The sequence below is a fragment of the Pseudomonas sp. HP_01 genome (genome assembly GCF_055284355.1).
In genome coordinates this window covers 49,537-73,287 of the sequence record NZ_JBTOPV010000022.1, presented here as the reverse complement: position 1 = coordinate 73,287, position 23,751 = coordinate 49,537, and the positions used below count along the sequence as shown (strand labels likewise).

Genomic DNA, 23,751 nt, shown 5'->3' with positions numbered 1-23,751 from the left:
GTGCGGTGTGACGACCGACGCCTTCCCGGCTGAAGCCGGTCCCACTGTTTGACCGCGTATCCATAGTGGGACCGGCTTTAGCCGGGAAGAGGCCGGTATGTTCGCCATCAGCATTGCGGTGTGACGACCGACGCCTTCCTGGCTAAAGCCAGTCCCACTATTTGACCGCGTATCCATAGTGGGACCGGCTTTAGCCGGGAAGAGGCGCGTGTGTTCGAAATCAGATTTAGGGTGTAACGACCGACGCCTTCCCGGCTAAAGCCGGTCCCACATGGGTACGCGGTGCACTCAGCGATGACAGGTTGCGCTCCTGAGCGCTTTGTCCCACGCTCTGCCGACCTTGCACGCGGAACGACCCCATGGACAGCAACATCAGCTGGCGCGAACAGCTACGCATTATCGTTTTTCAAAGTGACACCAAACCCGGCCGACGCTTCGACAAGATCCTGCTGGTGCTCATCCTCTGCAGCCTGCTCGTGGCGATCATCGACAGCATTGAAGCCGTGCACCGCAACTACGCCGCGCCATTGGCCTGGGTCGAGTGGACCTTCACCTTCATCTTTGCGGTCGAGTACCTGGTGCGCCTGTACTGTTCGCCCAAACCCCTCAAGTACGCGTTCAGCTTCTACGGCCTGATCGACCTGCTGGCGATCGTGCCGGGCATCCTGGCGATCTATTACAGCGACGCGCAGTACCTGCTGATTGTCCGCGTGGTGCGGATGCTGCGGATCTTCCGTGTGCTCAAGCTCAGTCCCTACCTGAAACAGGCCAACTACCTGCTCGCCGCGCTGCGGGGCAGCAAACAGAAGATCATCGTGTTTCTGGCCACCGTGTCGACGCTGGTGACGGTGTTCGGCACCCTGATGTACGTCGTCGAAGGCCCGGAGCACGGCTTCACCAGCATTCCCAAAGGCATCTACTGGGCGATCGTCACCCTGACCACGGTGGGCTTTGGCGACATCGTGCCAAGAACGCCGATCGGGCAGATCCTGTCGTCGCTGGTGATGATCACCGGCTACTCGATCATCGCCGTGCCCACCGGGATTTTCACCGCTGAACTGGCCAACGCGATGCGCGGCGATCAGCTGCAGCACGACTGCCCGGTCTGCGCCAAGAACGCCCATGAACCCAACGCGGCGTTCTGTTCGCGGTGCGGCAATGCGCTGTTTCCCAAGCTCGGCGCGGTCGCCGCACCGGCCGATGCGCAAGGCGGCATAAGCACATGAGTTTTTGATCTATTGGGCCGCTGGCGACTTTGGTTATAGTCGCCAGCCACTGGCCCTCTCGTCTGGTTATAACAAAGGCTCTTCCAAGAGCGACCCGATAAACGCTTCATGCTCAACGCCACAAGGAATTCACAGTGAAAAAGATCTTCGCCGCTTCCCTGCTCGCCGCAGGACTGGCGCTGGGCAGCGCTGCACAGGCCGCCGCGCCATCGCTGCTCAACGTGTCGTATGACGTGATGCGCGACTTCTACAAGGACTACAACGCCGCGTTCCAGAAGCACTGGAACGCCGAGCACCGGGAAACCCCGACGATTCAGATGTCCTACGGCGGATCGAGCAAACAGGCCCGTTCAGTGATCGATGGCCTGCCCGCCGATGTCATCACCATGAACATGGCCACCGACATCAATGCGCTGGCGGACAACGGCAAACTGGTGCCGGATAACTGGGTCACCCGCCTGCCGAACAACAGCGCACCGTTTACTTCGGCCACGGTGTTCATCGTGCGCAAGGGCAATCCCAAGGCGCTGAAGGACTGGCCGGACCTGGTCCAGGATGGCGTTGAAGTGGTGGTGCCGAACCCGAAAACCTCGGGCAACGGGCGTTACACCTACCTCTCGGCCTGGGGCTACACGCTGAAGAACGGCGGGGATGAAGCGGCGGCGAAGAAATTCGTCGGCGAGCTGTTCAGCCACGTGCCCGTGCTCGACACCGGCGGCCGTGGCGCGACCACCACGTTCATGACCAACCACATCGGCGACGTGCTGGTGACCTTCGAAAACGAAGCGGAAATGATCGCCCGGGAGTTTGGTCGCGATCAGTTCGAAGTGGTTTACCCGAGCGTCTCCGCTGAAGCTGAACCTCCAGTCACCGTCGTGGATAAGGTGGTCGACAAGAAAGGCACCCGCGCGGTGGCCGAGGAATACCTGAAGTACCTGTGGTCGCCCGAAGGCCAGGAAATCGCGGCCAACAACTACCTGCGGCCTCGGGACCCGGCGGTGCTGGCCAAGTACACCGACCGTTTCCCGAAAGTGGACTTCCTGTCAGTGGAAAAAACCTTCGGCGACTGGCGCACGGTGCAGAAAACTCACTTCAATGATGGTGGGGTGTTTGATCAGATCTATCCGGCGAAATAAGGCCCCCGGCTTAGTACGCCAAGATCAATAGCGTCTGCCTAGGGGCAGACGTTTCGCCTTCGGCGAGTTACTTGGAAAAGCCCCAAGTAACCAAGGGCTTTTGCTCCTGGTTGGGCCCCTCGTCCCTCGGGGTTCCTTCACTCCGGTCTTGCTCCGTGGGCCCGCGCCGAACGGACATCCATGTCCTGACGGCGCTCTCGCCGCATCCCTGCGGCTCGGCCCACTGCGCAAAACCTGCGTTCAGCCTGCACCCAAGTCGCGATATGTGTCGTCTGGAAGTCATGTGTTTGAAGATTAAGATCAAGATCAAGATCTAGAGCAGATCAACCGCTTCCCGGCTGAAGCCGGTCCTACGGGTACGCGGTGTTTCAATGATCTTTGATCGTTCCCACGCTCCGCGTGGGAATGCATCCCGCGACGCTCCGCGTCACCTCGCCACGCCAGAAAGCGCAGCGTACGCGGAGCGTCCGGGGGCGGTGTTACCACGCGGAGCGTGGGAACGATCAAGATTGATGGTGAGCAAACCGGCCTCTTCCCGGCTAAAGCCGGTCCCACTAACAGCAGCGCGTGCACCCAGTGGGACCGGCTTCAGCCGGGAAGCTTTTGATCTGCTTTTGATCTTCGAACGCGACAGCCCAGACGACACACATCGCGACTTGGGTGCAGGCCGAACGCAGACGACGCGGAGTGGGCCGAGCGGCATGGATGCCGCGAGAGCGCCGCTAGGACATGGATGTCCGTTCGGCGCGGGCCCACGGAGCGTCGTCGGAGTGAGGGTATTCCGACGGAGGAGGAACCCAACCAGGAGCAAGCACCCTTGGTTACTTGGGGTGCTTTTCCAAGTAACTCGCCGAAGGCGAAACGGTCTGCCCTTAGGCAGACGCCCTTGATCTTGATCTTGATCTTGATCCCGGCGTACTACGCCCCACCGCCTACCTCAGTTCCCGAACTGCTTGCTCAACCCCGGCGGTACGCCGCTGCTGTCTGTCTCCTGCCAAGGACCACTTGGCGAAGTCGACCAGGTCCAGCCGTTGTTCCAGCGGTAATAGGTGCGCTGGCGATAGAACGTGTTCGGCACATTATCCAGCACATGCACGCCCAGGCGCGCATCCCAATGGCTGTTGCCACCCGGCGGCGGAGCGAAGTGCGAAGAGGTTTTCGGGCCCGGTGCAGGGATCGGCATAGACGGCGGTGTCTCTGGCGCCGTGCGCGGAGTGCCGGGCTGCGGGGTCGGCGACGGGCCGGGAACGGTCGGGATCGGTTCGGAGCTCTGCGGCCCTGGATGCTGCACCGCACAGGCTGCGGTCAATCCCACCACCAGACTCAACAAGGCAAAACGGGCGACGCGATACATAAGGACTCTCTACTCGCTGCGTTAACGGGATTACTGATCGGGGCTGTCGATGGTCAGGGATTGCAGCGCCGTCACATTGCTCGGCAACGGCTGGCTGCGGCCGATCCATTCCCCCGCCGTCGGCTGACCGGCGCGGGACACCCGGGCCACGAGTTGGACTTCGGCAAAGTTCGACAGTTTCAGCTGCGGCATCATCGCGTCGGCGTCAGTCAGCTCGACCTCCACCGGCAAGTCAGCCACGGTCACGCGCTTGACCGCCAGCGGCGCCGGCGGACCCGACACCGCGCGGGCAAACACAAACACTGTGTCGCCCGGCTGGACCTTGGCTTTCAACGCCTCCGACAGCGTGACACGCACCTTCATGCGCGCGCCCTGCACCGCCACCGGCGGGGTGTTTTCCAGCGTGCCGCCGCTTTGCACCACCTTGTCTCTGGCGCGTTTGATACCGCCTTCCAGCGCCCCACGGGAAGGATCGTCTTGCGGCAACACGGCCAACAGACGCGTCCAGTAACTCACCGCCTGATCAAACTGCTGGCTTTCGAAGGCGTTGATGCCCATCAGGCCCAGACTGGTGACTTCCTTGGGGTTGAGCTTCAGCGCTTCTTCGGCAATCCCCTGAATCTGCGGGGTCCAGGCCTTGTTAGCGGCGAAGTACAACGCCTGGGCCCACTGCCCCAGCAGTTCGGGCTGACGACCGGCCAGCTTGGCCGCACGCTCGAACATCCGCGCGGCATCGGCCGGGCGATCCTGGGCCATGTAGGTCCGCGCTAGGAAGTACGCACTCTCGGCGGAATCCGGTTGCGCCTTCACCGCACGCTCCAGCCGCTCGGTCATCTGCGCCAGCGAGCCCGGCGGTTGGGAGAACTCCCGGGTCAGCTCAACCTTGTCAGACGCGCCGAAATGCAGATACAGGCCCAACGCCAACACCGGGACCAGAATCGCGGCGAGCAATGGCAGCGGCTTGCCCAGACGCGTCACCCGCTCGGCGCCCACCCCTTCGGTGTCGGCGAGCAGTTCGCGCGCGGCCTCGGCCCGACCGCCGTCCAGTTGCGCCGACGAGAGCACGCCCTCCTCCTGCTGCGCTTGCAACTCGGCGATGCGCTCCTGATACAAGGCGACGTTAAGGGCGGTGCGATCTTCCTCAGTCTGCGCGCGACGGCCGCGCACCACCGGGATCAGCAGGAAACTCAGGGCCACCAGCAACAGCAGGCCGGCGGCCATCCAGAAATCAATCATTCGCGGTTTTTATCCAGCAAGTGGGCGAGGCGCTGACGCTCCTCGTCTGAGAGCACATCGGCGTCTTCGCGGCTTGTGCGACGACGGCGCACGACGATCACACCAATCAACACCGCGCCGCCCAGCAGCAAGCCGGCCGGACCGAACCAGAGCAGCCAGGTGTGGGCGTTGAGCTCGGGCTTGTAGCGCACGAACTCGCCGTAGCGATCAACCATGAAATCGATGATCTGCTGATTGCTCTGGCCTTCGCCGAGCATGCGGTAGATCTCTTTGCGCAGGTCGGCCGCGATGGGTGCGTTGGAATCAGCGATGTCCTGGTTCTGGCATTTCGGACAGCGCAGCTCACGGGTCAGCTCGGTGTAGCGGGCCCGCTCGGCGTCGTCCTTGAAGGTGTAGGCATCAATCGCAGCCTGGGCCACACCTGCAAAACCCAGCGCCAATACCGCAGCGGCAGCCAATCGCCGTGCCCCTCGTAGGAGCGCGCTTGCCCGCGAAGAGGCCCGACCAGCCGCCACATCATCGCGCCTGATCATTCTCTGCCCTCATCCACCAGCGCCTGATACTGGCCCGCCAGCTTCTCGCGCCAGACTGTCTGGTCGATCACACCCACATGCTTGTAGCGAATGACGCCCTTGGCATCGATCAAGAAGGTCTCCGGCGCGCCATAGACACCCAGATTCAAACCCAGGCTACCGGCCTCATCATTGATGTTCAGCTGATAGGGATCGTGAAATTCTTTGAGCCACTTCTGCGCCTCAACGTTCACGTCCTTGTAATTGACGCCGTAAATCACCACGCCCTGCTCCGCCAGTTTGGTCAGCACAGGATGCTCGACCCGGCAGGCCACGCACCAGGTGCCCCAGACGTTGACCAGTGCCGGTTTGCCCAGCAGGTCGGCGCGAGTCAGCGGCTTGCCGTCCTGCACGGCGGGCAAGTTGAATTCAGGAAATGGTTTGCCAATCAGTGCCGACGGCAGTTCCGACGGGTCCAGATACAAACCTCGGTACAACAACCCCGCCATGCCGAGAAACAGCACCAGCGGGATCAGCAACATCCAGCGCTTCATACCGCCGCCCCCGTCATGCCCAGTGCGTCGCGCACTTTCGCGCGGACCTTGACGCGATAACGTTTGTCCAGCGCCGCCAGCAGCCCGCCCAGTGCGGTGATCAGGCCGCCGAACCAGATCCAGCGCACGAACGGCTTGACGTGGACACGCACCGCCCACGCGCCGTTTTCCAGCGGTTCGCCCAGCGCCACATAGAGATCGCGGGTGAAACCGGCGTCGATACCGGCCTCGGTCATCATCGAGCGCTGTACGGTGTACAGGCGTTTTTCCGGGTGCAAAACGGTGATTTCCTTGCCGTCTTCCAGCACGCGAAGGGTGCCGCGATCGGAGGTGAAATTCGGACCCTGATAATGCTGGGCACCCTCGAACACGAACATGTATCCGCCCAGTTCCACCGATTCTCCGGGGGCCATGCGCAGGTCACGTTCGTCGCTGTTCTGGCTGGACAACACCACACCCAGCGCCAGCACCGCGATACCGAGGTGCGCCACTTGCATGCCCCAGTAACTGCGGGTCAACGAGCGCATGCCCTTGAGCAAGCCTTTGTGCCGGGTCTTGTCGAACAGGTCGCGCACACCGGCCAGCAACACCCAGGCCGCAAGCAAACAGGTGGCAAGCACGGCCCAGTGGAAGTCGGCCATGGCGAAACCGGCGATACCTGCCAGCACCGCGCTGCCGACCAATACCGGCGCGAGCATGCTCAACAGCCACTTGACCGGCGTGTCCTTCCAGCGCACCAGCACGCCCACCGCCATGACGGCCATGAGCAAGCCCATCAGTGGCACGAACAGCGCGTTGAAGTACGGCGGGCCGACGGACATCTTCGCCCCGCTCAACGCATCCAGCACCAGCGGGTAGAGCGTGCCGAGCAGAATCATCGACGCCGCCACCACCAGCACCAGGTTATTGCCGAGCAGCAAGGTTTCCCGCGACCACAGGCCAAAGCCGACGTGGCTTTTCACCACCGGTGCGCGGAGGGCGAACAGGGTCAGCGAGCCGCCCACCACCATCAGCAGGAAGATCAAAATGAATACGCCACGGGCCGGGTCGGAAGCGAAGGCATGCACCGACGTCAGCACGCCGGAACGCACAAGGAAGGTGCCGAGCAGGCTCAACGAAAACGCCGCGATGGCCAGCAGCACGGTCCAGCTCTTGAACACGCCGCGCTTTTCGGTGACCGCCAGCGAGTGAATCAGCGCCGTGCCCACCAGCCAGGGCATGAACGAGGCATTTTCCACCGGGTCCCAGAACCACCAGCCGCCCCAGCCGAGTTCGTAATAGGCCCACCATGAACCCAGGGTGATGCCGACGCCGAGGAAGGCCCAGGCAACGATGGTCCACGGCCGCGACCAGCGCGCCCATGCCGCATCAAGCCGACCGCCGAGCAGCGCAGCGATGGCGAAAGCAAACGCCACCGAGAACCCGACGTACCCCATGTACAGCATCGGCGGGTGGACGATCAGCCCAATGTCCTGCAGCAATGGATTAAGGTCACGCCCGTCCTGGGGAACCTGCGGCAGGATGCGGCTGAACGGGTTGGAGGTGAGGATCAGAAACAGCAGAAAGCCGACGCTGATCATGCCCATCACCGCCAGCACGCGGGCGAGCATGACCTGGGGCAACTGCCGGGAAAAGATCGACACGGCGAAGGTCCAGCCGCCGAGGATCAGCGCCCAGAGCAGCAACGAGCCTTCGTGTGCGCCCCACACCGCGCTGAATTTGTAGTACCACGGCAGCGCGCTGTTGGAGTTCTCGGCGACGTAGGCCACGGAAAAGTCGTCGACCATGAACGAGTGGGTCAGGCAGCCAAAGGCAAACACCAGGAAAGCAAACTGCCCCCAGGCGGCGGGCTGCGCCAGGCTCATCCACAGACGGTCGCCGCGCCAGGCGCCCATCAGCGGCACGATGGCCTGCACGATGGCGAAGCAGAGGGCCAAAATCATGGCCAGATGGCCGAGTTCGGGAATCATGATTTACCCCTGTTTTTCCGGGAGAGCGGCGGGCGTGGCAGCGGGCGCGGGCTGGCCGCTGTCTTTCAGCGCTTTGGCGACTTCCGGCGGCATGTATTTCTCATCGTGTTTGGCCAGCACTTCGTCGGCGACGACCACGCCGTCACTATTGAGCTTGCCGAGGGCGACAATGCCCTGCCCTTCGCGGAACAGGTCCGGAAGGATGCCGCGATAAGTGATGGGCACCGACTTGTTGAAATCGGTGACGGCAAAGGTGACATCCAGCGAATCCGACGAGCGCTGCAGCGAACCCTGTACCACCATGCCGCCGGCGCGAATCCGCGTGTCACGGGGGGCTTCGCCGCTGGCGATCTGGGTCGGGGTGTAGAACAGATTGATGTTTTCCTTCAGCGCGCTGAGTGCAAGGCTGACCGCAATGCCGACCCCGGCGAGGATCGCCACGATGATCAACAGGCGCTTTTTTCGCAGCGGATTCACGTATTGCTCTCCCGGCGCAGACGGCGCGCCTCTTGTTGCAGGTAACGCCGACGCGCGAAAACCGGTGCCAGGACGTTGATCGCCAGCACGATGAAACAGATGCCATAAGCCGACCAGACGTAGAGCCCGTGCTTGCCCATGGCGAGAAAGTCGCTAAAAGATTCGAAGCTCATCGTTCGGCTCCGTGGCGAGGCGACGCTGTGTGGCCAAAGCGCTTCATTAATATATCTTTGACCCAACCGGCCCGGGCCTCGCGCTTGAGCACGTCCAGGCGCATGCGCATCAGCAGCACCGCCCCGAAGAAGCAGTAAAACCCCAGCACGGTGAACAGCAGCGGCAGCCACATTTCAGCGGGCATGGCCGGCTTTTCCGTCAGACTGAAGGTCGCGCCCTGGTGCAGGGTGCTCCACCACTCCACCGAGTATTTGATGATCGGGATGTTGATCACCCCGACAATGGCCAGCACAGCGCAGGCCTTGGCGGCGCTGTCGCGGTTGGTGATCGCGTTGCCCAAAGCGATCAGGCCGAAATACAGAAACAGCAGGATCAGCATCGAGGTCAGCCGCGCGTCCCAGACCCACCACGAACCCCACGTCGGCTTGCCCCAGATCGCGCCGGTGACCAAGGCCAGGGCGGTCATCCACGCACCAATGGGCGCCGCGCATTGCAGGGCGACGTCGGCCATTTTCATCTTCCAGACCAGCCCGACCACGCCGCACACGGCCATCATCACGTAACAGGACTGGGCCAGCATCGCCGCCGGCACGTGGATATAAATGATGCGAAAACTGTTGCCTTGCTGGTAGTCCGGCGGCGCGAACGCCAGGCCCCAGATCACGCCGATGGCGATCAGCAACGCCGCAGCGATGCTCAGCCACGGCAGCAGACGGCCGCTGATGCCGTAAAACCATTTGGGCGAACCGAGTTTGTGGAACCAGGCCCAACTCAGGCCGCGTTTAGCCTTGGCGCTTGTGTTCATCACGCTGCCTTTTCATTACGGTGCTTTTCATCACGGTGCTAGTTATCACAGTGCGTCTCAACCAGAGGCGCTGTCAGGGCAAGGCGCTTCTTATGGCTGAAGCGTCCGGGACCTGTCGACGGAAAAACTGTCCGCGCGGTCAGGGTGCGATTATTCGCCAACGCTGATCTTCAAACCAGCGGCAATTGCAAAGGGCGTCAGGGTTACCGCCAGTGCGGCAAGGCTGCCAAGCCAAAGCAGATAACCGGTCGCGGGCATGCCCTCAAGGGCAGCCTGCAAGGCGCCGCTGCCGAGAATCAGCACCGGGATGTACAGCGGCAGAATCAACAACGCCAGCAGCAGACCGCCGCGCTTGAGCCCTACGGTCAACGCGGCGCCCACCGCGCCGAGCAGGCTCAGCACCGGTGTGCCCAGCAGCAGCGACAGCAGCAGCACCGGCAAACACGCGGTGGGCAGGCCGAGCATCAGCGCCAGCAGCGGGGACAACAGGACCAGTGCCAGCCCGGAAAAGACCCAGTGCGCCAGGACCTTCGCCAACACAAGCAGCGCCAGCGGTTGCGACGACAACACCCATTGTTCGAGGGAGCCGTCTTCGAAATCGCTGCGGAACAGGCCGTCCAGCGACAGCAGCACGGACAACAGCGCGGCCACCCACACCAACCCTGGCGACAGGCGCTGCAGCAGTTGCGTGTCAGGGCCGACGGCCAGGGGAAACAGGGCGATGACGATGGCGAAGAACACCAGCGGGTTGAGCAGTTCGGCCGGGCGCCGAAACAGCAGGCGCGCTTCGCGGGCGATCAACAGGGTGAACACGTGACTCATGCCGCCCACTGCCCCAGGTCCAGATCGCGATAACCCGAAGGCGTGCGGCTCAGCGTGTGGTGCGTGGTCAGGACCACGGCGCCGCCCTTTTCACAATGAGCCGCCAGATGCGCCTCAAGTTGGGCGACGCCCTGCTTGTCCAGCGCCGTGAAGGGTTCGTCGAGCATCCACAGACCGGGCCCGGGCAAATACAGGCGGGCCAGTGCCACGCGACGCCGTTGACCGGCCGACAACGTATGGCACGGCACGTCTTCAAAGCCGCGCAGGCCGACCGCTTCGAGGGCGCGCCAGATGTCGGCGGTCTCCACGGGGGTGTGCAGCGCGCAGAGCCAGGCGAGGTTTTCCTGGGGGGTGAGCAACTCTTTAATGCCGGCTGCGTGGCCGATCCACAGCAGGTGGCGGGTCAATTCGCTGCGCTGGCTGGGGAGAGGTGTGCCGTCCAGAAGCACGTTGCCGGCGGTGGGCTGCATCAGCCCGCACAACAGGCGCAGCAGGCTGGTTTTGCCGCTGCCGTTGGGGCCGCTGATCTGCACCATGTCGCCGGGGCTCAGCCGCAATTCGAGATCTTCGAACAGCAGGCGCCCGTCACGCTCGCAAGTCAGCGCCACGGCTTCAAGAACGGGGATCGACATGGGGACCTTCTTTTCAGTTGCAGCGGCACGGCAGTTCAAGTCGGGATCATGACGGCCGTTATACTGATGCAGCTTAACGGTGGACCGCCGACGCAGTCGGTGCCGGATTATACATACCCGGACCCGCCACCCAGAGCGCAAATTTACCGAGTCGGGATCTGATGACAGGCGATATACCCAATCTTGCTCCAGTAACAGTGGCCACGGCCCTGCTGCGCGCCGGCGTGCCGGCGGGCGAAGTGCTCAAGCTGATGGAGCCGCGTGAAGGGCTGCTGACCTCGGGTCAAGTGGCCAGCGCTGAAGTGGTGAGCCTCAAACAGTTGGGGCAGGACTTTCAACTGCTGCTCAAACTGACCATGGACAACGGTCGGCAAACCACCCTCCCCGTCAGCAGTTCGTTGCCGCTGACACCGGGCACCAGCGTCAACGTCGCCCAAGGCTCGGCCGACACCCTGACCATCAGCGTGCAGGACCTGCAGAAAGCCGCCACCAACAGCCTGACCAGCATCGACACGCGGCAATTGCCCGCTGGCACACTGGTGCAAGGCAAAGTGCTGACCACGCAGGTGGCGGCGCAGAACGTCGCGCAGTTGGCGGGGCAATCCCCCGTGCAATCGTCGGGCGGGGCGCAGCTGACCAATTACCGCTCCATCGTCATCCTGCTCAACACGGCCCTGGCCGGCACCAGCCTGACCGTCGACAGTCCACAGCCGTTGCGGGTCGGCAGTCTGCTCAGCGCCCAGGTGCAGAACAGTCAGGCGCTGAATTTCGTCGCCCTGCCCAATCGTCTGGACGAACTGGCCCTGGCGCAGCAGTTATCGACCCAGCAAAGCCGTCAGGGCTCGCTGCAGGGCCTGATCGCCGCCCTGCAAAACATGCCGCCGCCGGCGGCCAATGGCGATAACCTTTCGCCGTCGCTGCGGGCCAGCATCGAGCAACTGCTGGCCGACCTGCCGGACATCCCGCAGATGAGCACGGCCAAGGGCGTCGCCCAGGCGCTGAACGCCAGCGGGCTGTTCATGGAGTCACGCTTGCTCGCCGGGCTGAACCCGACGCTGGTGCCGGACATGAAGGCCAACTTGCTGCGGCTGGTCACACAACTCCTGCCGGGGCTGCCGGGCAACGTCAGTTATGACGCCGCTGCCGCCGGCAATACCCTGGCGCGGGCCATGCCCAGCGTCTTGCGCAGCGCCTTCGGCACCTTGGGGCTGGTGGCGCCGCCGAGCGATCCGATCAACTTCCCGTTACCACCGCGCACCCTTGGCCATCCGCAAAGCAAAGACGATCTGGAGATGCTGCTGAAGCTGGCGGCGGGCGCGATTTCGCGCCTGCAGAGCCATCAGTTGGGCGGGCTGGAGCAGACCCGCACCCACGCCGACGGCACACAGGTGACCACTTGGCAGCTGGAGATCCCGATGCGCAACGCCCACGACATCGTGCCGTTGCAGGTCAAGGTTCAGCGCGAGGACACGCCCGAGCGCGACGAGCATGCCGATGCGCCGGCGCAGGAAGCCAGGGAGCGAGAAAAACTCTGGCGGCTGGAGCTGGCGTTTGATCTCGAGCCTCTTGGTCCGTTGCACGTGCAGGCGCAACTGATTGCCGGGAGCATCGCCAGCCAGTTATGGGCTGAACGCGAAGGCAGCGCCGAGTTGATTTCCAGCGAACTGGGCAATCTGCGTGAGCGCCTGGTGGCGTGTGGTTTGAACGTCAAGGAGCTGGAATGCAATCGTGGCGTGCCGCCCCAGGGCCCGCGCGCCGTGCTCGAACAACGCTGGATCGACGAGAACGCCTGATGAGCAAATCCGAGCAGACACCGCGTCAGGCCATTGCCCTCAGCTACGACGGCCATCAGGCCCCGACGCTGACGGCCAAGGGCGATGACAGCCTGGCGGAAGCCATTCTGGCGATCGCCCGTGAGTACAAAGTCCCGATCTACGAAAACGCAGAACTGGTGAAAATGCTCGCCCGCCTCGAACTGGGCGATAGCATTCCCCAAGAGCTGTACCTGACCATCGCCGAAATCATCGCGTTTGCCTGGCATCTCAAGGGCAAGTTTCCGGTGGGGTTCGACCCGGATGCCGGGCCGGTGGAGCGGGATATCACACCGCGTTGATTCAGCCTCTACCGCTCATGGAAACAACGCCAATGACCCTGTGGACGCGAATCTAGTGTAGGAGCGCGCTTGCCCGCGAAGCCGTAGGCACGGGCGATAAATATGCGTCGGATGTACTGGCCTCTTCGCGGGCAAGGTGGAGCGCCACCCCGGTCTCTCCTACACGGGTCAGCGGCACATCATGAATGCTTGTGTCGCGCGCACTGACCTCTTCCCGGCTAAAGCCGGTCCCACTGACACACCGCGTAACTGAGTAGGACCGGCTTCAGCCGGGAAGGCGTCGGGTATCAAGACGCAGGGCTAATGCCACACACCAGATGCGGCATTCCAAAATGCAGGAGCGCGCTTGCCCGCGAAGGCGGCGGAACGGACGATCGATATGCGTCGGCTGTACTGGCCTCTTCGCGGGCAAGCTGGAGCGCTACCCTGGTCGCTCCTGCACGGATCAGCGGCGCATCATGAATGCTTGTGTCGCAAGCACTGGCCCCTTCCCGGCTAAAGCCGGTCCCACTGACACACCGCGTAACTGGGTAAGACCGGCTTCAGCCGGGAAGGCGTCGGGTATCAAGACGCAGGGCTAATGCCACACACCAGATGCGGCATTCCAAAATGTAGGAGCGCGCTTGCCCGCGAAGGCGGCGGAACGGACGATCGATATGCGTCGGCTGTACTGGCCTCTTCGCGGGCAAGGTGGAGCGCTACCCCGGTCGCTCCTGCACGGATCAGCGGCGCATCATGAATGCTTGTGTCGCAAGCACTGGCCCCTTCCCGGCTAAAGCCGGTCCCACTGACACAGCGCGAACCAGTGCAGGAGCACGCTTTCTACCGATTACCGCCATGCATCTTGGTCATCAGCTGCGCTTCGGCCTGGGTCAGGCCGCAGGATTGGGTGAGTTCGTCGATGCTGGCGCCCATGCCGACCAGGCGCGCGGCCTGGGCGAAGGACAGGGTCGAGGGATCGCGCTGCTCAAGGGCAGTGATCTTGTCCGGCAGCAGTGCGACCATGGAACGCAACTCGTGCAGTTCCTCGCCCATTCTCACCGTACCGCCCTGGTAATTTTCCAGGCGCCGGGCCAGCTCGCGGATGCGCTGATCACGCAGCGAATCCGCCTCCAGCTGCTGCGTGGCCTGGATGCGCAAGCGCTTGGTGTGGGCCATGAACATCGCGACGCTCGCGACCCACAACACCGCCAGAAAAATGACCGCCACATCAAGAATCAATCAGATGTTCTCCAGCTCGGACCACTCTTCCTCGGACATCATCTTGTCCAGCTCCACGAGGATCAGCAGTTCCCCGTTCTTGTTGCACACGCCCTGGATGAATTTGGCGGACTCGTCGTTGCCCACGTTCGGCGCGGTTTCGACTTCCGACTGACGCAGGTAAACCACTTCAGCCACGCTATCGACCAGGATCCCGACCACTTGCTTGTCGGCCTCGATGATCACGATACGCGTGTTGTCGCTGACTTCAACCGGCGGCAGACCAAAGCGCTGACGGGTGTCGATGACGGTGACGACGTTACCGCGCAGGTTGATGATCCCCAGTACGTAGCTTGGCGCGCCCGGGACCGGAGCGATCTCGGTGTAGCGCAGCACTTCCTGAACCTGCATCACGTTGATGCCGTACGACTCGTTGTCCAGGCGGAAGGTGACCCATTGCAGAATCGGATCTTCGGAACCCTGTGCTGACGACTTCTTCATACCCCTAACCCCTTGCGTGTTGTGCCGTGCGGTCGACGATTCGTACGCCGGCCTGTGTTTATGTGATGTTCTTTATGACTGATGCTAGTTGAGCTTGTGCATCTGCTTGACCGCACCACTGGCGATCAGCTCGGCCAGCTCGGAAACGTCCAGCAGCGCACACATGTGCTCGATCACCGTCCCGGCAAGCCAGGGCCGCTGACCACGATGGGTGCGCCATTTGATTTCATTGGGGTCCAAGCGTAACGAGCGGCTGACCTGATGCACCGCCAGCCCCCATTCGTAGCCCTGAACCGAGATCACGTATTGCAGGCCCTGACGAAAATCGTCGCGGTACCGGTCCGGCATGATCCAGCGCGCGGTGTCCAGCACCTTCAGGTTGCCCGCCTGGCTGGGCAGGATCCCGAGAAACCAGTCCGGTTGACCGAACAGCGGCGTTAAATCATGGCCCGCCAGCGGGTAAATCGAGCCGAGGCACACCAGCGGCACCGCCAGGGTCAGACCCGCGACGTCGAACAGCAGGCATTCAAACGGCTCGGCAGCCCAGGCCGGACGCCCGTCGCTGGTGGGCGGAGGCGTCGGTGTGCGCTGGGCAGACAGATGCACATCAACCACCGGCTCGACCAGGGCCACTGGTGGCTCTTCCACCACCCGAGCCTCAACAAGCGGTTCCGGCTCAGGGACAAGCACCGGCGGCAGAATCACCGGTGGCATCACCGGGCGTTCCATCACCCGCGCCGCAGCCGGCTCAGGCTGGGGCGACCAGGCGAGCGAGACAGGCGCAGGCCGGCTCATGGGAGCGGGTTGCGGCGCGGGCACAGCAGCAGGCAACGCAGCAGCGACAGCCGCCGCTACTGCGCAACGCATGCGTGCGTCATGGGCCTGCTCTTCGAGCACGGCCGCTTGAAATTCATCGACGGACTCGACGACCTGCAACTCCTCGGTCGCGTCAAACAGCAACGCGTCCAGGTAGTTCTGCAGCGCCAGTTGTGGTCGTGAAGCAATGTCCAGAGGGCGGTTCATACGGGAGCCCGAAAAGTAGTGATGCGATTACCGCCTGATACAGATATCGGCTGCATAGCCGATGGACTTGAGCGTGCAGGCGCGCCGCTCGACAAATAATGATCAGCGGCCACTCAGGCCACCTGCCCGACAAGCTGTTCGGTGAGCATGTGTTTGAGCAACGCACGGTAGGCCAGCACGCCACGGCTCTTGTTGTCGAACTGCGAAGGCGTCACGCCGGCGCGGCTGGCATCGCGCAATCGCGTGTCAACCGGAATGAACGCATTCCAGACGTGCTCCGGGTAACTGTCGCGGAGCAGCTTGAGGGTGCTCATCGATGCCTGGGTGCGGCGGTCGAACAGTGTCGGGACGATGGTGTACGGCAGCGGCACCTTGCGCGAACGGTTGATCATCGCCAGCGTATTGACCATGCGCTCCAGGCCCTTCACCGCAAGGAATTCAGTCTGCACCGGGATCGCCAGTTGCTGGCTCGCCGCCAGGGCGTTGACCATCAACACGCCAAGCAACGGCGGGCTGTCGATGATCGCGTAATCGAAGTCCTGCCACAGCTGCGCCAGACTCTTGGCAATCACCAGCCCCAGGCCGCTCTGCCCTGGCGACTGGCGCTCAAGGGTGGCCAGTGCGGTGCTCGACGGCAGCAGGGAAATGCGTTTATCGCTGGTCGGCAGCAGCAGTTGGCCCGGCAAGCCTTCGGGCACCACGCCCTTGTTGAGGAACAGGTCGAAGCTGCTGTGTTCCAGCGTATCGGGGTCTTGCCCGAAATAGCTGGTCATCGAGCCATGGGGATCGAGATCCACCACGACCACACGCTTGCCCGCCTCTGCCAGCAAGCCGGCTAAAGCGATAGAGGTGGTGGTCTTGCCGACCCCGCCTTTCTGATTGGCTACTGCCCAGACTCTCATGTACTCGTTTTCCCCCCGACCAAAGCGACGACCGGGTTTAAGGGGCAGATGACGAAGATTTGACGCCTTGCGGCGGCTTGGACGGGACCGGTGCAGTTTGTGTGCCAGCACGGCGCAGCGCAGCATCCGGTTTTGCGTTGGCCGTGGCGCCCGAGCCCGTGAGGCTGCGGCGCACGTCCAGGTTGCGCGAGATCACCAGCACCACGCGACGGTTGCGCGCGCGGCCATCGGCGGTGGCGTTGGAGGTCAGCGGCTGGAATTCGCCGTAACCCACCGAAGCCAGCCGCGCCGGGTTGATCCCGTCCATGGCCAGCATGCGCACGATGCTCGATGAACGCGCCGACGACAGCTCCCAGTTGGTCGGGAACTGCCCGGTGTTGATCGGCTGGTTATCAGTGAAGCCTTCGACGTGTACCGGGTTGTCGAACGGCTTGATGATCTTCGCGACCTTGTCGATCAGGTCGAACGCCTGATTGCTTGGCATCGCGTCACCGCTGCCGAACAGCAGGCTGGAATTGAGCTCGATCTCGATCCACAGCTCATTGCCGCGCACGGTCATCTGCTTGGAAGCGATGAGGTCGCCGAACGCAGCGTTGACGTCATCGGCAATCGATTTCAGCGGGTCGTCGGCGGCCTGCCCCAGCGCGGCGTCGGTCTGCTCGCTGTCCTGAACCAGCGGGTCGGCAGGTCGAACGGTCTGCGGTTTCTGCTCGCCAATGGGGATCGGCTTGACGCTGCGCTCAGGCTCGTTGAAGACCCCGACCAGCGCCTCGGAGAGCACCTTGTATTTGCCTTCGTTCAGCGACGAGATGGAATACATGACCACGAAAAAAGCGAACAGCAAGGTGATGAAGTCCGCGTAGGACACCAGCCAGCGTTCGTGATTTTCGTGCTCTTCCTGGCGACGTCGGCGGGCCATCAGTCCATCACTCCATGAAGCCTTGCAGCTTCAGCTCGATCGACCGCGGGTTCTCGCCTTCGGCAATCGACAGCAAGCCTTCGAGGAGCATTTCCCGGTAGCGCGACTGGCGGATCGCCACGGCCTTGAGCTTGTTCGCCACCGGCAGAAGAATCATGTTGGCAGAGGCCACGCCATAAATGGTCGCTACGAACGCCACGGCAATGCCGCTGCCCAGCTGATTGGGGTCGGCGAGGTTACCCATCACGTGGATCAGGCCCATGACCGCGCCGATGATGCCGACCGTCGGCGCATAGCCGCCCATGCTTTCGTAGACTTTTGCCGCCTGAATGTCGCGGCTCTCCTGGGTGATGAAATCCACCTCCAGAATGCCGCGAATGGCCGCAGGCTCGGCGCCGTCGACCAGCAGTTGCAGGCCTTTGCGCGAATAGGCATCGGGCTCGGAGTCAGCCACGGCTTCGAGGCCAAGCAGGCCCTCTTTGCGCGCGGTGAGGCTCCAGGACACGACGCGATCAATACCGCCCGCCAGATCAATGCGTGGCGGAAACAGAATCCAGATGAAGATCTGCATCGCCCGCTTGAACGCGCTCATCGGCGTCTGCAGCAGGCAGGCCGCCAATGTACCGCCCAGCACGATCAGCGCCGCCGGGCCGTTGAGCAATGCGCCCAGATGGCCGCCTTCAAGGAAGTTGCCACCGATGATCGCGACGAACGCCAGAATGATCCCTATAAGCGTCAAGACATCCATCAGCTGCAGGCCTCAACCAGGTGGCGCCCGATGTCGTCGAGGCTGTAGACGGCGTCGGCCAGTTCGGCTTTAACGATCGCCATGGGCATGCCGTAGATCACGCAGCTGGCTTCGTCCTGCGCCCAGATCTGGCTGCCGCTCTGTTTGAGCAGACGCGCGCCTTCACGGCCGTCAGCGCCCATCCCGGTGAGGACGACGGCGAGGACTTTGTCGCTGTAGGACTTTGCCGCCGAGCCGAACGTGATGTCGACGCATGGCTTGTAGTTCAAACGCTCGTCGCCCGGCAGGATTTTCACCGCGCCGCGACCGTCGACCATCATCTGCTTGCCGCCAGGCGCCAGCAGCGCCAGACCGGGACGCAGCATGTCGCCGTCTTCGGCTTCCTTGACGGTAATTCGGCAAAGCTTGTCGAGGCGCTCGGCGAAGGCTTTGGTGAACGCGGCCGGCATGTGCTGGATCAGCACGATGGGCGCCGGGAAGTTGGCCGGGAGTTGGGTCAGCACCCGCTGCAAGGCCACCGGGCCACCGGTAGACGTGCCGATCGCGACCAGTTTGTAGGCCTTGCGCTTGGGCACACCCGATGACGTTGGCGCGTGCTGATGGGACGCCGACGCGGTGGCGCGGGCAGGCGCAGGGGCTGGCGCCGAACGTGACACGCTCGGAGCGGCAGACGTGCTGCGCGGTGCAGTCGGTGCGGCAGACGGTGCCGGTGCCGACGTTGCAGCAGACGTGCTGGCGTAACCGCCGAAACGACGGTTGCTGCGGGAGATGCTGTGTACTTTCTCGCACAGCATCTGTTTGACCTTCTCGGGGTTACGCGAGATGTCTTCGAAATTTTTCGGCAGGAAATCCACCGCACCGGCGTCCAGCGCATCGAGGGTGACTCGGGCGCCTTCGTGGGTCAGGGAGGAGAACATCAATACCGGAGTCGGGCAGCGCTGCATGATGTGACGGACTGCGGTAATGCCATCCATCATCGGCATTTCGTAGTCCATGGTGATCACGTCAGGCTTGAGGGCCAGGGCTTGTTCAATGGCTTCCTTGCCATTGGTGGCGGTACCGACCACCTGGATCGTCGGATCTGAAGAGAGAATTTCCGAGACACGACGTCGGAAAAAACCCGAATCGTCCACGACGAGAACCTTGACTGCCATAAACACTCCAAAGAGCGCGCGCCACCCTGCGGGTCGGCGCGCCCTGAATCACGTAGCTTGGGTCACATTGGCGATAAGGGGCAGGCCAGTGGGACCGGTTTTCGCGCTTAAAACAGGACCCGCGGGACCTGTAGGACTTATACCTATAGGACCGGCTTTAGCCGGGAACCCGTCGGATGTCACACCGAGAAAATCCACGGTGTCTAGACCGGCCCTTTCCCGGCTAAAGCCGGTCCTACTCAGGAAAGCGTCGGATGCCACACCGCGAAATCTATGGTGTCCATACCGGCCTCTTCCCGGCTGAAGCCGGTCCCACTGAAACAACATCGCAAGGCGCCCTCCGCATGCTGTTAGTGGGACCGGCTTTAGCCGGGAAGGCGTCGGGTGTCACACCGAAAAATTCACAGTGTTTTCGCCGGCCTCTTCCCGGCTAAAGCCGGTCCCACAGAAAAACATCGACAGCCGCCTACCGAAGCTGATCCTGCTTAGCCGATCCGTCGTGCCGCGTAGCGCTTGAGCATGCTCGGAACATCGAGGATCAGTGCGATGCGACCGTCACCGGTGATGGTGGCGCCCGACATGCCCGGCGTGCCTTGCAGCATTTTGCCCAGCGGTTTGATGACCACTTCTTCCTGGCCGACCAACTGATCGACCACAAAGCCGATGCGTTGCGTGCCAACCGACAGGATCACCACGTGACCTTCGTGCTGCTCCTCGTGAGCCGCCGAGCTGACCAGCCAGCGCTTGAGGTAGAACAGTGGCAGCGCCTTGTCGCGGACGATGACCACTTCCTGACCGTCGACGACGTTGGTGGTCGACAGGTCCAGGTGGAAGATCTCGTTGACGTTGACCAGCGGGAACGCGAAGGCCTGGTTGCCGAGCATGACCATCAGCGTCGGCATGATCGCCAGGGTCAGCGGCACCTTGATGATGATCTTCGAACCCAGGCCTTTGGTGGAATCGATGCTGATCGAACCGTTGAGCTGGGCGATCTTGGTTTTCACCACGTCCATGCCCACGCCACGCCCGGACACATCGGAAATCTCGGTCTTGGTCGAGAAGCCCGGCGCGAAGATCAGGTTGTAGCAGTCGGTGTCGCTGAGGCGATCCGCTGCATCCTTGTCCATCACACCACGCTTGACCGCGATCGCACGCAGAACCGCAGGGTCCATGCCTTTGCCGTCATCGGAAATCGACAGCAGGATGTGATCGCCTTCCTGTTCGGCCGCCAGAATCACACGACCGTTGCGGGGCTTGCCCGACGCTTCCCGCTCTTCCGGCGACTCGATACCGTGATCGACCGCGTTGCGCACCAAGTGGACCAGCGGGTCGGCCAGGGCCTCGACGAGGTTCTTGTCCAGGTCGGTTTCTTCACCCACCAGTTCAAGGCTGATTTCTTTCTTCAGCTGACGTGCCAGATCGCGAACCAGTCGCGGGAAGCGACCGAACACTTTCTTGATCGGCTGCATGCGGGTCTTCATGACCGCGGTCTGCAGGTCAGCGGTGACCACGTCCAGGTTGGACACGGCCTTGGACATGGCTTCGTCGGCGCTGTTGGCGCCCAGACGCACGAGGCGGTTACGCACCAGCACCAGTTCGCCGACCATGTTCATGATCTCGTCCAGCCGCGCGGTGTCAACGCGCACGGTGGTTTCCGCTTCAGACTGCGGTTTTTCGCCAGGCGCGGGAGCAGCAGCACGCGCCGGTGCAGCGGCAGCGGCAGGAGCGGCTTTGGCCGGAACCGCCGCAGCAGGCGTCGTTTTGGCCGGTTCGGCTTTGGCGGCGGGTTCTGGCACCTTGGCCGGTGCAGCAGCAGAAGCAGCAGCAGCGACGGCAGGTTCAAACTTGCCTTTGCCGTGCAACTGATCCAGCAGGTCTTCGAATTCGTTATCGGTGATTTCATCCGCGGCAGCGGCTTTCGACGGGGCAGCGGGCGTAACCGGCGCGGCAGGAGCAGCAGCGGCAGGCGCAGCGGGCGCAGCAACGCCAACGGCATCTGCCGAGAACGAGCCTTTACCGTGCAACTGATCCAGCAGCGACTCGAATTCGTCGTCAGTGATTTCATCACTGGTCGGCGCGGCGGACGGCGTCACAGCCGCCGGCGGTTGCACGGCATCGACGGCGAACTGGCCTTTGCCATGCAGCTGATCGAGGAGTGATTCGAATTCGGCATCGGTGATTTCATCACTGGCCGCAGTGCCGCCCGCTGCAGCGGAAGCCGCCGCCGGTGCTGCTGCGACCGGTGCCGTTGCGACAGGTGCAGACGCAGCCGGCGCAGGAGCGCCTGCCGCTTGCGCCTTGACAGCGTTCAGCGAATCCAGAAGCTGTTCGAATTCGTGATCAGTAATGTCTTCGGACGGCGCTTCAGCAACCGGCTCTTCGACCACCGGTGCCGGAGCGACTTCATCTGCCGAGGCAGGCTCAGCGAGGCGAGCCAGCGCGGCCAGCAGTTCAGGTGTTGCAGGGGTAACGCTGGAGCGCTCACGCACTTGACCGAACATGCTGTTGACGGTGTCGAGTGCTTCGAGCACCACGTCCATGAGCTCCGAGTCAACGCGGCGTTCACCCTTGCGCAGGATGTCGAACACGTTCTCGGCGATGTGACAGCATTCAACCAGCTCGTTGAGCTGGAGGAAGCCGGCGCCCCCTTTTACAGTGTGAAAACCGCGAAAAATTGCATTGAGCAGGTCCGCATCGTCCGGCCGGCTTTCCAGCTCGACCAACTGCTCTGACAACAGCTCGAGAATCTCGCCGGCCTCTACCAGAAAATCCTGAAGGATTTCTTCATCGGCGCCGAAGCTCATTGGGGGGTGCTCCTAAAATTAACCGTCAAACCGATCCAGAGGCTGCACTGACGGCCTGCGCGCATTGCCTTCGCCGAAGCATTGGCGCGCGGGTCCAGCAGCCACTTTCACAGAAAACCTGAAGTCTGAAATCAGAATGACCGAATCAGAATCCGAGGCTGGATAGCAGATCGTCAACATCATCCTGTCCGGATACAACGTCTTCACGTTTATCGGCATGAATCTGCGGACCTTCACCCTTGGAGTGAAGTTTTTCTTCTTCTTTTTGCTGACGGAACACTTCCTGGTCGTGCTCGATGCCCGCGAAGCGGTCCACCTGGCTCGCCATGAGCACCAGCTTGAGCAGATTGCGCTCGACTTCGGTGACCAGCGTGGTCACGCGCTTGATCACCTGACCGGTGAGGTCCTGGTAATCCTGCGCCAGCAGAATGTCGTTCAGGTGCGCGGAGACTTCGGTCGTCTCCTTCTCGCTGCGGGTCAGGAACACATCGACGCGGCGGGCCAGATCACGAAACTCTTCGGCGCTGATTTCGCGGCGCATGAAGCGTCCCCAATCGGCGCTCAACGCCTTGGCGTCATCACTGAGCCCGTGCATCAACGGCGTGCTTTGCTCCACCAGGTCCATGGTCCGGTTGGCCGCGTTTTCGGTCAGCCTGACCACGTACGACAGCCGCTCGGTGGCGTCGGTGATCTGGGAGACCTCCTCGGCCTGCGGCATGTTCGGGTCGATCTGGAAGTTGACGATCGCGCTGTGCAACTCGCGCGTCAGTTTGCCGACTTCCTGATACAGGCCTCGGTCGCGGGTCTGGTTAAGCTCATGGATCAGTTGCACAGCGTCGCCGAACTTGCCTTTTTCAAGGCTCGCGACCAGCTCTTGTGCGTGTTTCTTCAGGGTTGACTCAAAGTCACCCATTGTCGAATCTTTGGAATCCATAGCGCCCTCGCAGCGGACATCAGCTATTGACGCGCTCAAATATCTTTTCGATTTTTTCTTTGAGCACTTGCGCGGTGAACGGCTTCACCACGTAGCCGTTCACACCGGCCTGAGCGGCTTCGATGATCTGCTCACGCTTGGCTTCGGCAGTAACCATCAGCACCGGCAGGCTGCGCAGACGCTCGTCGGCACGCACCTGACGCAACAGGTCGATGCCGGACATGCCGGGCATGTTCCAGTCAGTGACGAGGAAGTCAAAGGCGCCGCTTTGCAGCATCGGCAATGCGGTGAGACCGTCATCTGCTTCGGCCGTGTTGGTGAACCCAAGGTCACGCAACAGGTTTTTAATGATCCGCCGCATCGTTGAGAAGTCATCAACGATGAGGATTTTCATGTTCTTGTCCAATTCGACCTCCAAGCAGTCTTTAACGCGTGCAGCACCTGAACGCGCGTCCAATCAATACCGGCTGTGCCGAACATGAAGAGGGGGTTTGATCGACCGGGACGAGCGCAGCGAAACCGGATCATCTACGACCCGGTTCGACCGACTCCTGC

24 protein-coding genes are annotated in these 23,751 nt (G+C 62.4%); 4 read left to right on the top strand and 20 right to left on the bottom strand.

Annotated features, from left to right (window positions below; genetic code table 11):
• Positions 1 to 359 precede the first annotated feature (359 nt).
• Together ACYAR8_RS13675 and ACYAR8_RS13670 are read left to right on the top strand one after the other, a co-directional pair.
• Positions 360 to 1,226: an ion transporter gene (locus ACYAR8_RS13675; protein ID WP_463580161.1), complete on the top strand. Its 867-nt coding sequence runs from the start codon at positions 360 to 362 to the stop codon at positions 1,224 to 1,226.
• Between the two features lie 134 nt (positions 1,227 to 1,360).
• The gene (locus tag ACYAR8_RS13670; RefSeq protein ID WP_463580160.1) at positions 1,361 to 2,362 is read left to right on the top strand and encodes a sulfate ABC transporter substrate-binding protein; all 1,002 of its coding nucleotides are present in this window, start codon (positions 1,361 to 1,363) and stop codon (positions 2,360 to 2,362) included.
• 937 nt (positions 2,363 to 3,299) lie between these two features.
• Here ACYAR8_RS13670 and ACYAR8_RS13665 read toward each other — a convergent pair.
• The 10 genes from ACYAR8_RS13665 to ccmA all read right to left on the bottom strand — a co-directional run bounded on the left by ACYAR8_RS13665 (position 3,300) and on the right by ccmA (position 10,898).
• On the bottom strand, positions 3,300 to 3,716 hold the full coding sequence (locus ACYAR8_RS13665) for a hypothetical protein (RefSeq protein ID WP_463580159.1): 417 nt from the start codon (positions 3,714 to 3,716) through the stop codon (positions 3,300 to 3,302).
• 30 nt (positions 3,717 to 3,746) lie between these two features.
• Positions 3,747 to 4,952, bottom strand: coding sequence for a c-type cytochrome biogenesis protein CcmI (ccmI, locus tag ACYAR8_RS13660; RefSeq protein WP_463580158.1), 1,206 nt, complete (start codon positions 4,950 to 4,952; stop codon positions 3,747 to 3,749).
• Positions 4,949 to 5,410 (bottom strand): cytochrome c-type biogenesis protein, encoded by a 462-nt coding sequence (locus ACYAR8_RS13655; RefSeq protein ID WP_074892860.1) that lies wholly within the window; start codon positions 5,408 to 5,410, stop codon positions 4,949 to 4,951. The genes ccmI and ACYAR8_RS13655 overlap by 4 nt, the downstream gene beginning before the upstream one ends.
• Before the next feature lie 71 nt (positions 5,411 to 5,481).
• Positions 5,482 to 6,018: a DsbE family thiol:disulfide interchange protein gene (locus tag ACYAR8_RS13650; RefSeq protein WP_463580157.1), complete on the bottom strand. Its 537-nt coding sequence runs from the start codon at positions 6,016 to 6,018 to the stop codon at positions 5,482 to 5,484.
• Entirely contained in the window at positions 6,015 to 7,988 is a 1,974-nt protein-coding gene (locus tag ACYAR8_RS13645; protein ID WP_463580156.1) for a heme lyase CcmF/NrfE family subunit, read from the bottom strand. Before ACYAR8_RS13645 ends, ACYAR8_RS13650 begins: the two co-directional genes overlap by 4 nt.
• 3 nt (positions 7,989 to 7,991) lie before the next feature.
• On the bottom strand, positions 7,992 to 8,465 hold the full coding sequence (gene ccmE / locus ACYAR8_RS13640; protein ID WP_108122533.1) for a cytochrome c maturation protein CcmE: 474 nt from the start codon (positions 8,463 to 8,465) through the stop codon (positions 7,992 to 7,994).
• Positions 8,462 to 8,638: a heme exporter protein CcmD gene (gene ccmD / locus ACYAR8_RS13635; RefSeq protein WP_108122535.1), complete on the bottom strand. Its 177-nt coding sequence runs from the start codon at positions 8,636 to 8,638 to the stop codon at positions 8,462 to 8,464. Before ccmD ends, ccmE begins: the two co-directional genes overlap by 4 nt.
• Entirely contained in the window at positions 8,635 to 9,444 is an 810-nt protein-coding gene (locus ACYAR8_RS13630) for a heme ABC transporter permease (RefSeq protein WP_463580155.1), read from the bottom strand. Before ACYAR8_RS13630 ends, ccmD begins: the two co-directional genes overlap by 4 nt.
• Positions 9,445 to 9,594: 150 nt before the next feature.
• Positions 9,595 to 10,266, bottom strand: a complete 672-nt coding sequence (ccmB, locus tag ACYAR8_RS13625) for a heme exporter protein CcmB (protein WP_463580154.1) — start codon at positions 10,264 to 10,266, stop codon at positions 9,595 to 9,597.
• The gene (gene ccmA, locus ACYAR8_RS13620) at positions 10,263 to 10,898 is read right to left on the bottom strand and encodes a cytochrome c biogenesis heme-transporting ATPase CcmA (protein ID WP_463580153.1); all 636 of its coding nucleotides are present in this window, start codon (positions 10,896 to 10,898) and stop codon (positions 10,263 to 10,265) included. The genes ccmB and ccmA overlap by 4 nt, the downstream gene beginning before the upstream one ends.
• A gap of 161 nt (positions 10,899 to 11,059) precedes the next feature.
• On the opposite strand from ccmA, the gene fliK reads away from it, so the two are divergent.
• Entirely contained in the window at positions 11,060 to 12,691 is a 1,632-nt protein-coding gene (fliK, locus tag ACYAR8_RS13615) for a flagellar hook-length control protein FliK (RefSeq protein ID WP_463580152.1), read from the top strand.
• Entirely contained in the window at positions 12,691 to 13,011 is a 321-nt protein-coding gene (locus ACYAR8_RS13610; RefSeq protein WP_074892874.1) for an EscU/YscU/HrcU family type III secretion system export apparatus switch protein, read from the top strand. The genes fliK and ACYAR8_RS13610 overlap by 1 nt, the downstream gene beginning before the upstream one ends.
• 822 nt (positions 13,012 to 13,833) lie before the next feature.
• Here the strand turns inward: ACYAR8_RS13610 and ACYAR8_RS13605 are convergent.
• The 10 genes from ACYAR8_RS13605 to ACYAR8_RS13560 all read right to left on the bottom strand — a co-directional run bounded on the left by ACYAR8_RS13605 (position 13,834) and on the right by ACYAR8_RS13560 (position 23,590).
• Complete coding sequence (locus ACYAR8_RS13605) at positions 13,834 to 14,232, bottom strand: DUF2802 domain-containing protein (protein ID WP_074892877.1); 399 nt, start codon at positions 14,230 to 14,232, stop codon at positions 13,834 to 13,836.
• On the bottom strand, positions 14,233 to 14,712 hold the full coding sequence (locus ACYAR8_RS13600) for a chemotaxis protein CheW (RefSeq protein WP_065987319.1): 480 nt from the start codon (positions 14,710 to 14,712) through the stop codon (positions 14,233 to 14,235).
• 84 nt (positions 14,713 to 14,796) lie between these two features.
• The gene (locus tag ACYAR8_RS13595) at positions 14,797 to 15,735 is read right to left on the bottom strand and encodes a CheW domain-containing protein (RefSeq protein WP_463580151.1); all 939 of its coding nucleotides are present in this window, start codon (positions 15,733 to 15,735) and stop codon (positions 14,797 to 14,799) included.
• A gap of 113 nt (positions 15,736 to 15,848) precedes the next feature.
• Positions 15,849 to 16,637: a ParA family protein gene (locus ACYAR8_RS13590; protein ID WP_074892881.1), complete on the bottom strand. Its 789-nt coding sequence runs from the start codon at positions 16,635 to 16,637 to the stop codon at positions 15,849 to 15,851.
• Positions 16,638 to 16,674: 37 nt separating this feature from the next.
• On the bottom strand, positions 16,675 to 17,556 hold the full coding sequence (gene motD / locus ACYAR8_RS13585; protein WP_074892883.1) for a flagellar motor protein MotD: 882 nt from the start codon (positions 17,554 to 17,556) through the stop codon (positions 16,675 to 16,677).
• A 7-nt stretch (positions 17,557 to 17,563) separates the two neighbouring features.
• Positions 17,564 to 18,304: a flagellar motor protein gene (locus ACYAR8_RS13580; RefSeq protein WP_074892885.1), complete on the bottom strand. Its 741-nt coding sequence runs from the start codon at positions 18,302 to 18,304 to the stop codon at positions 17,564 to 17,566.
• Positions 18,304 to 19,458 (bottom strand): protein-glutamate methylesterase/protein-glutamine glutaminase, encoded by a 1,155-nt coding sequence (locus ACYAR8_RS13575; RefSeq protein WP_074892887.1) that lies wholly within the window; start codon positions 19,456 to 19,458, stop codon positions 18,304 to 18,306. The genes ACYAR8_RS13580 and ACYAR8_RS13575 overlap by 1 nt, the downstream gene beginning before the upstream one ends.
• A 485-nt stretch (positions 19,459 to 19,943) precedes the next feature.
• On the bottom strand, positions 19,944 to 22,262 hold the full coding sequence (locus ACYAR8_RS13570) for a chemotaxis protein CheA (RefSeq protein ID WP_463580150.1): 2,319 nt from the start codon (positions 22,260 to 22,262) through the stop codon (positions 19,944 to 19,946).
• A 145-nt stretch (positions 22,263 to 22,407) separates the two neighbouring features.
• Complete coding sequence (locus ACYAR8_RS13565; RefSeq protein ID WP_074892892.1) at positions 22,408 to 23,196, bottom strand: protein phosphatase CheZ; 789 nt, start codon at positions 23,194 to 23,196, stop codon at positions 22,408 to 22,410.
• 19 nt (positions 23,197 to 23,215) lie between these two features.
• The gene (locus tag ACYAR8_RS13560; protein WP_172612850.1) at positions 23,216 to 23,590 is read right to left on the bottom strand and encodes a chemotaxis response regulator CheY; all 375 of its coding nucleotides are present in this window, start codon (positions 23,588 to 23,590) and stop codon (positions 23,216 to 23,218) included.
• Positions 23,591 to 23,751: the final 161 nt, after the last annotated feature.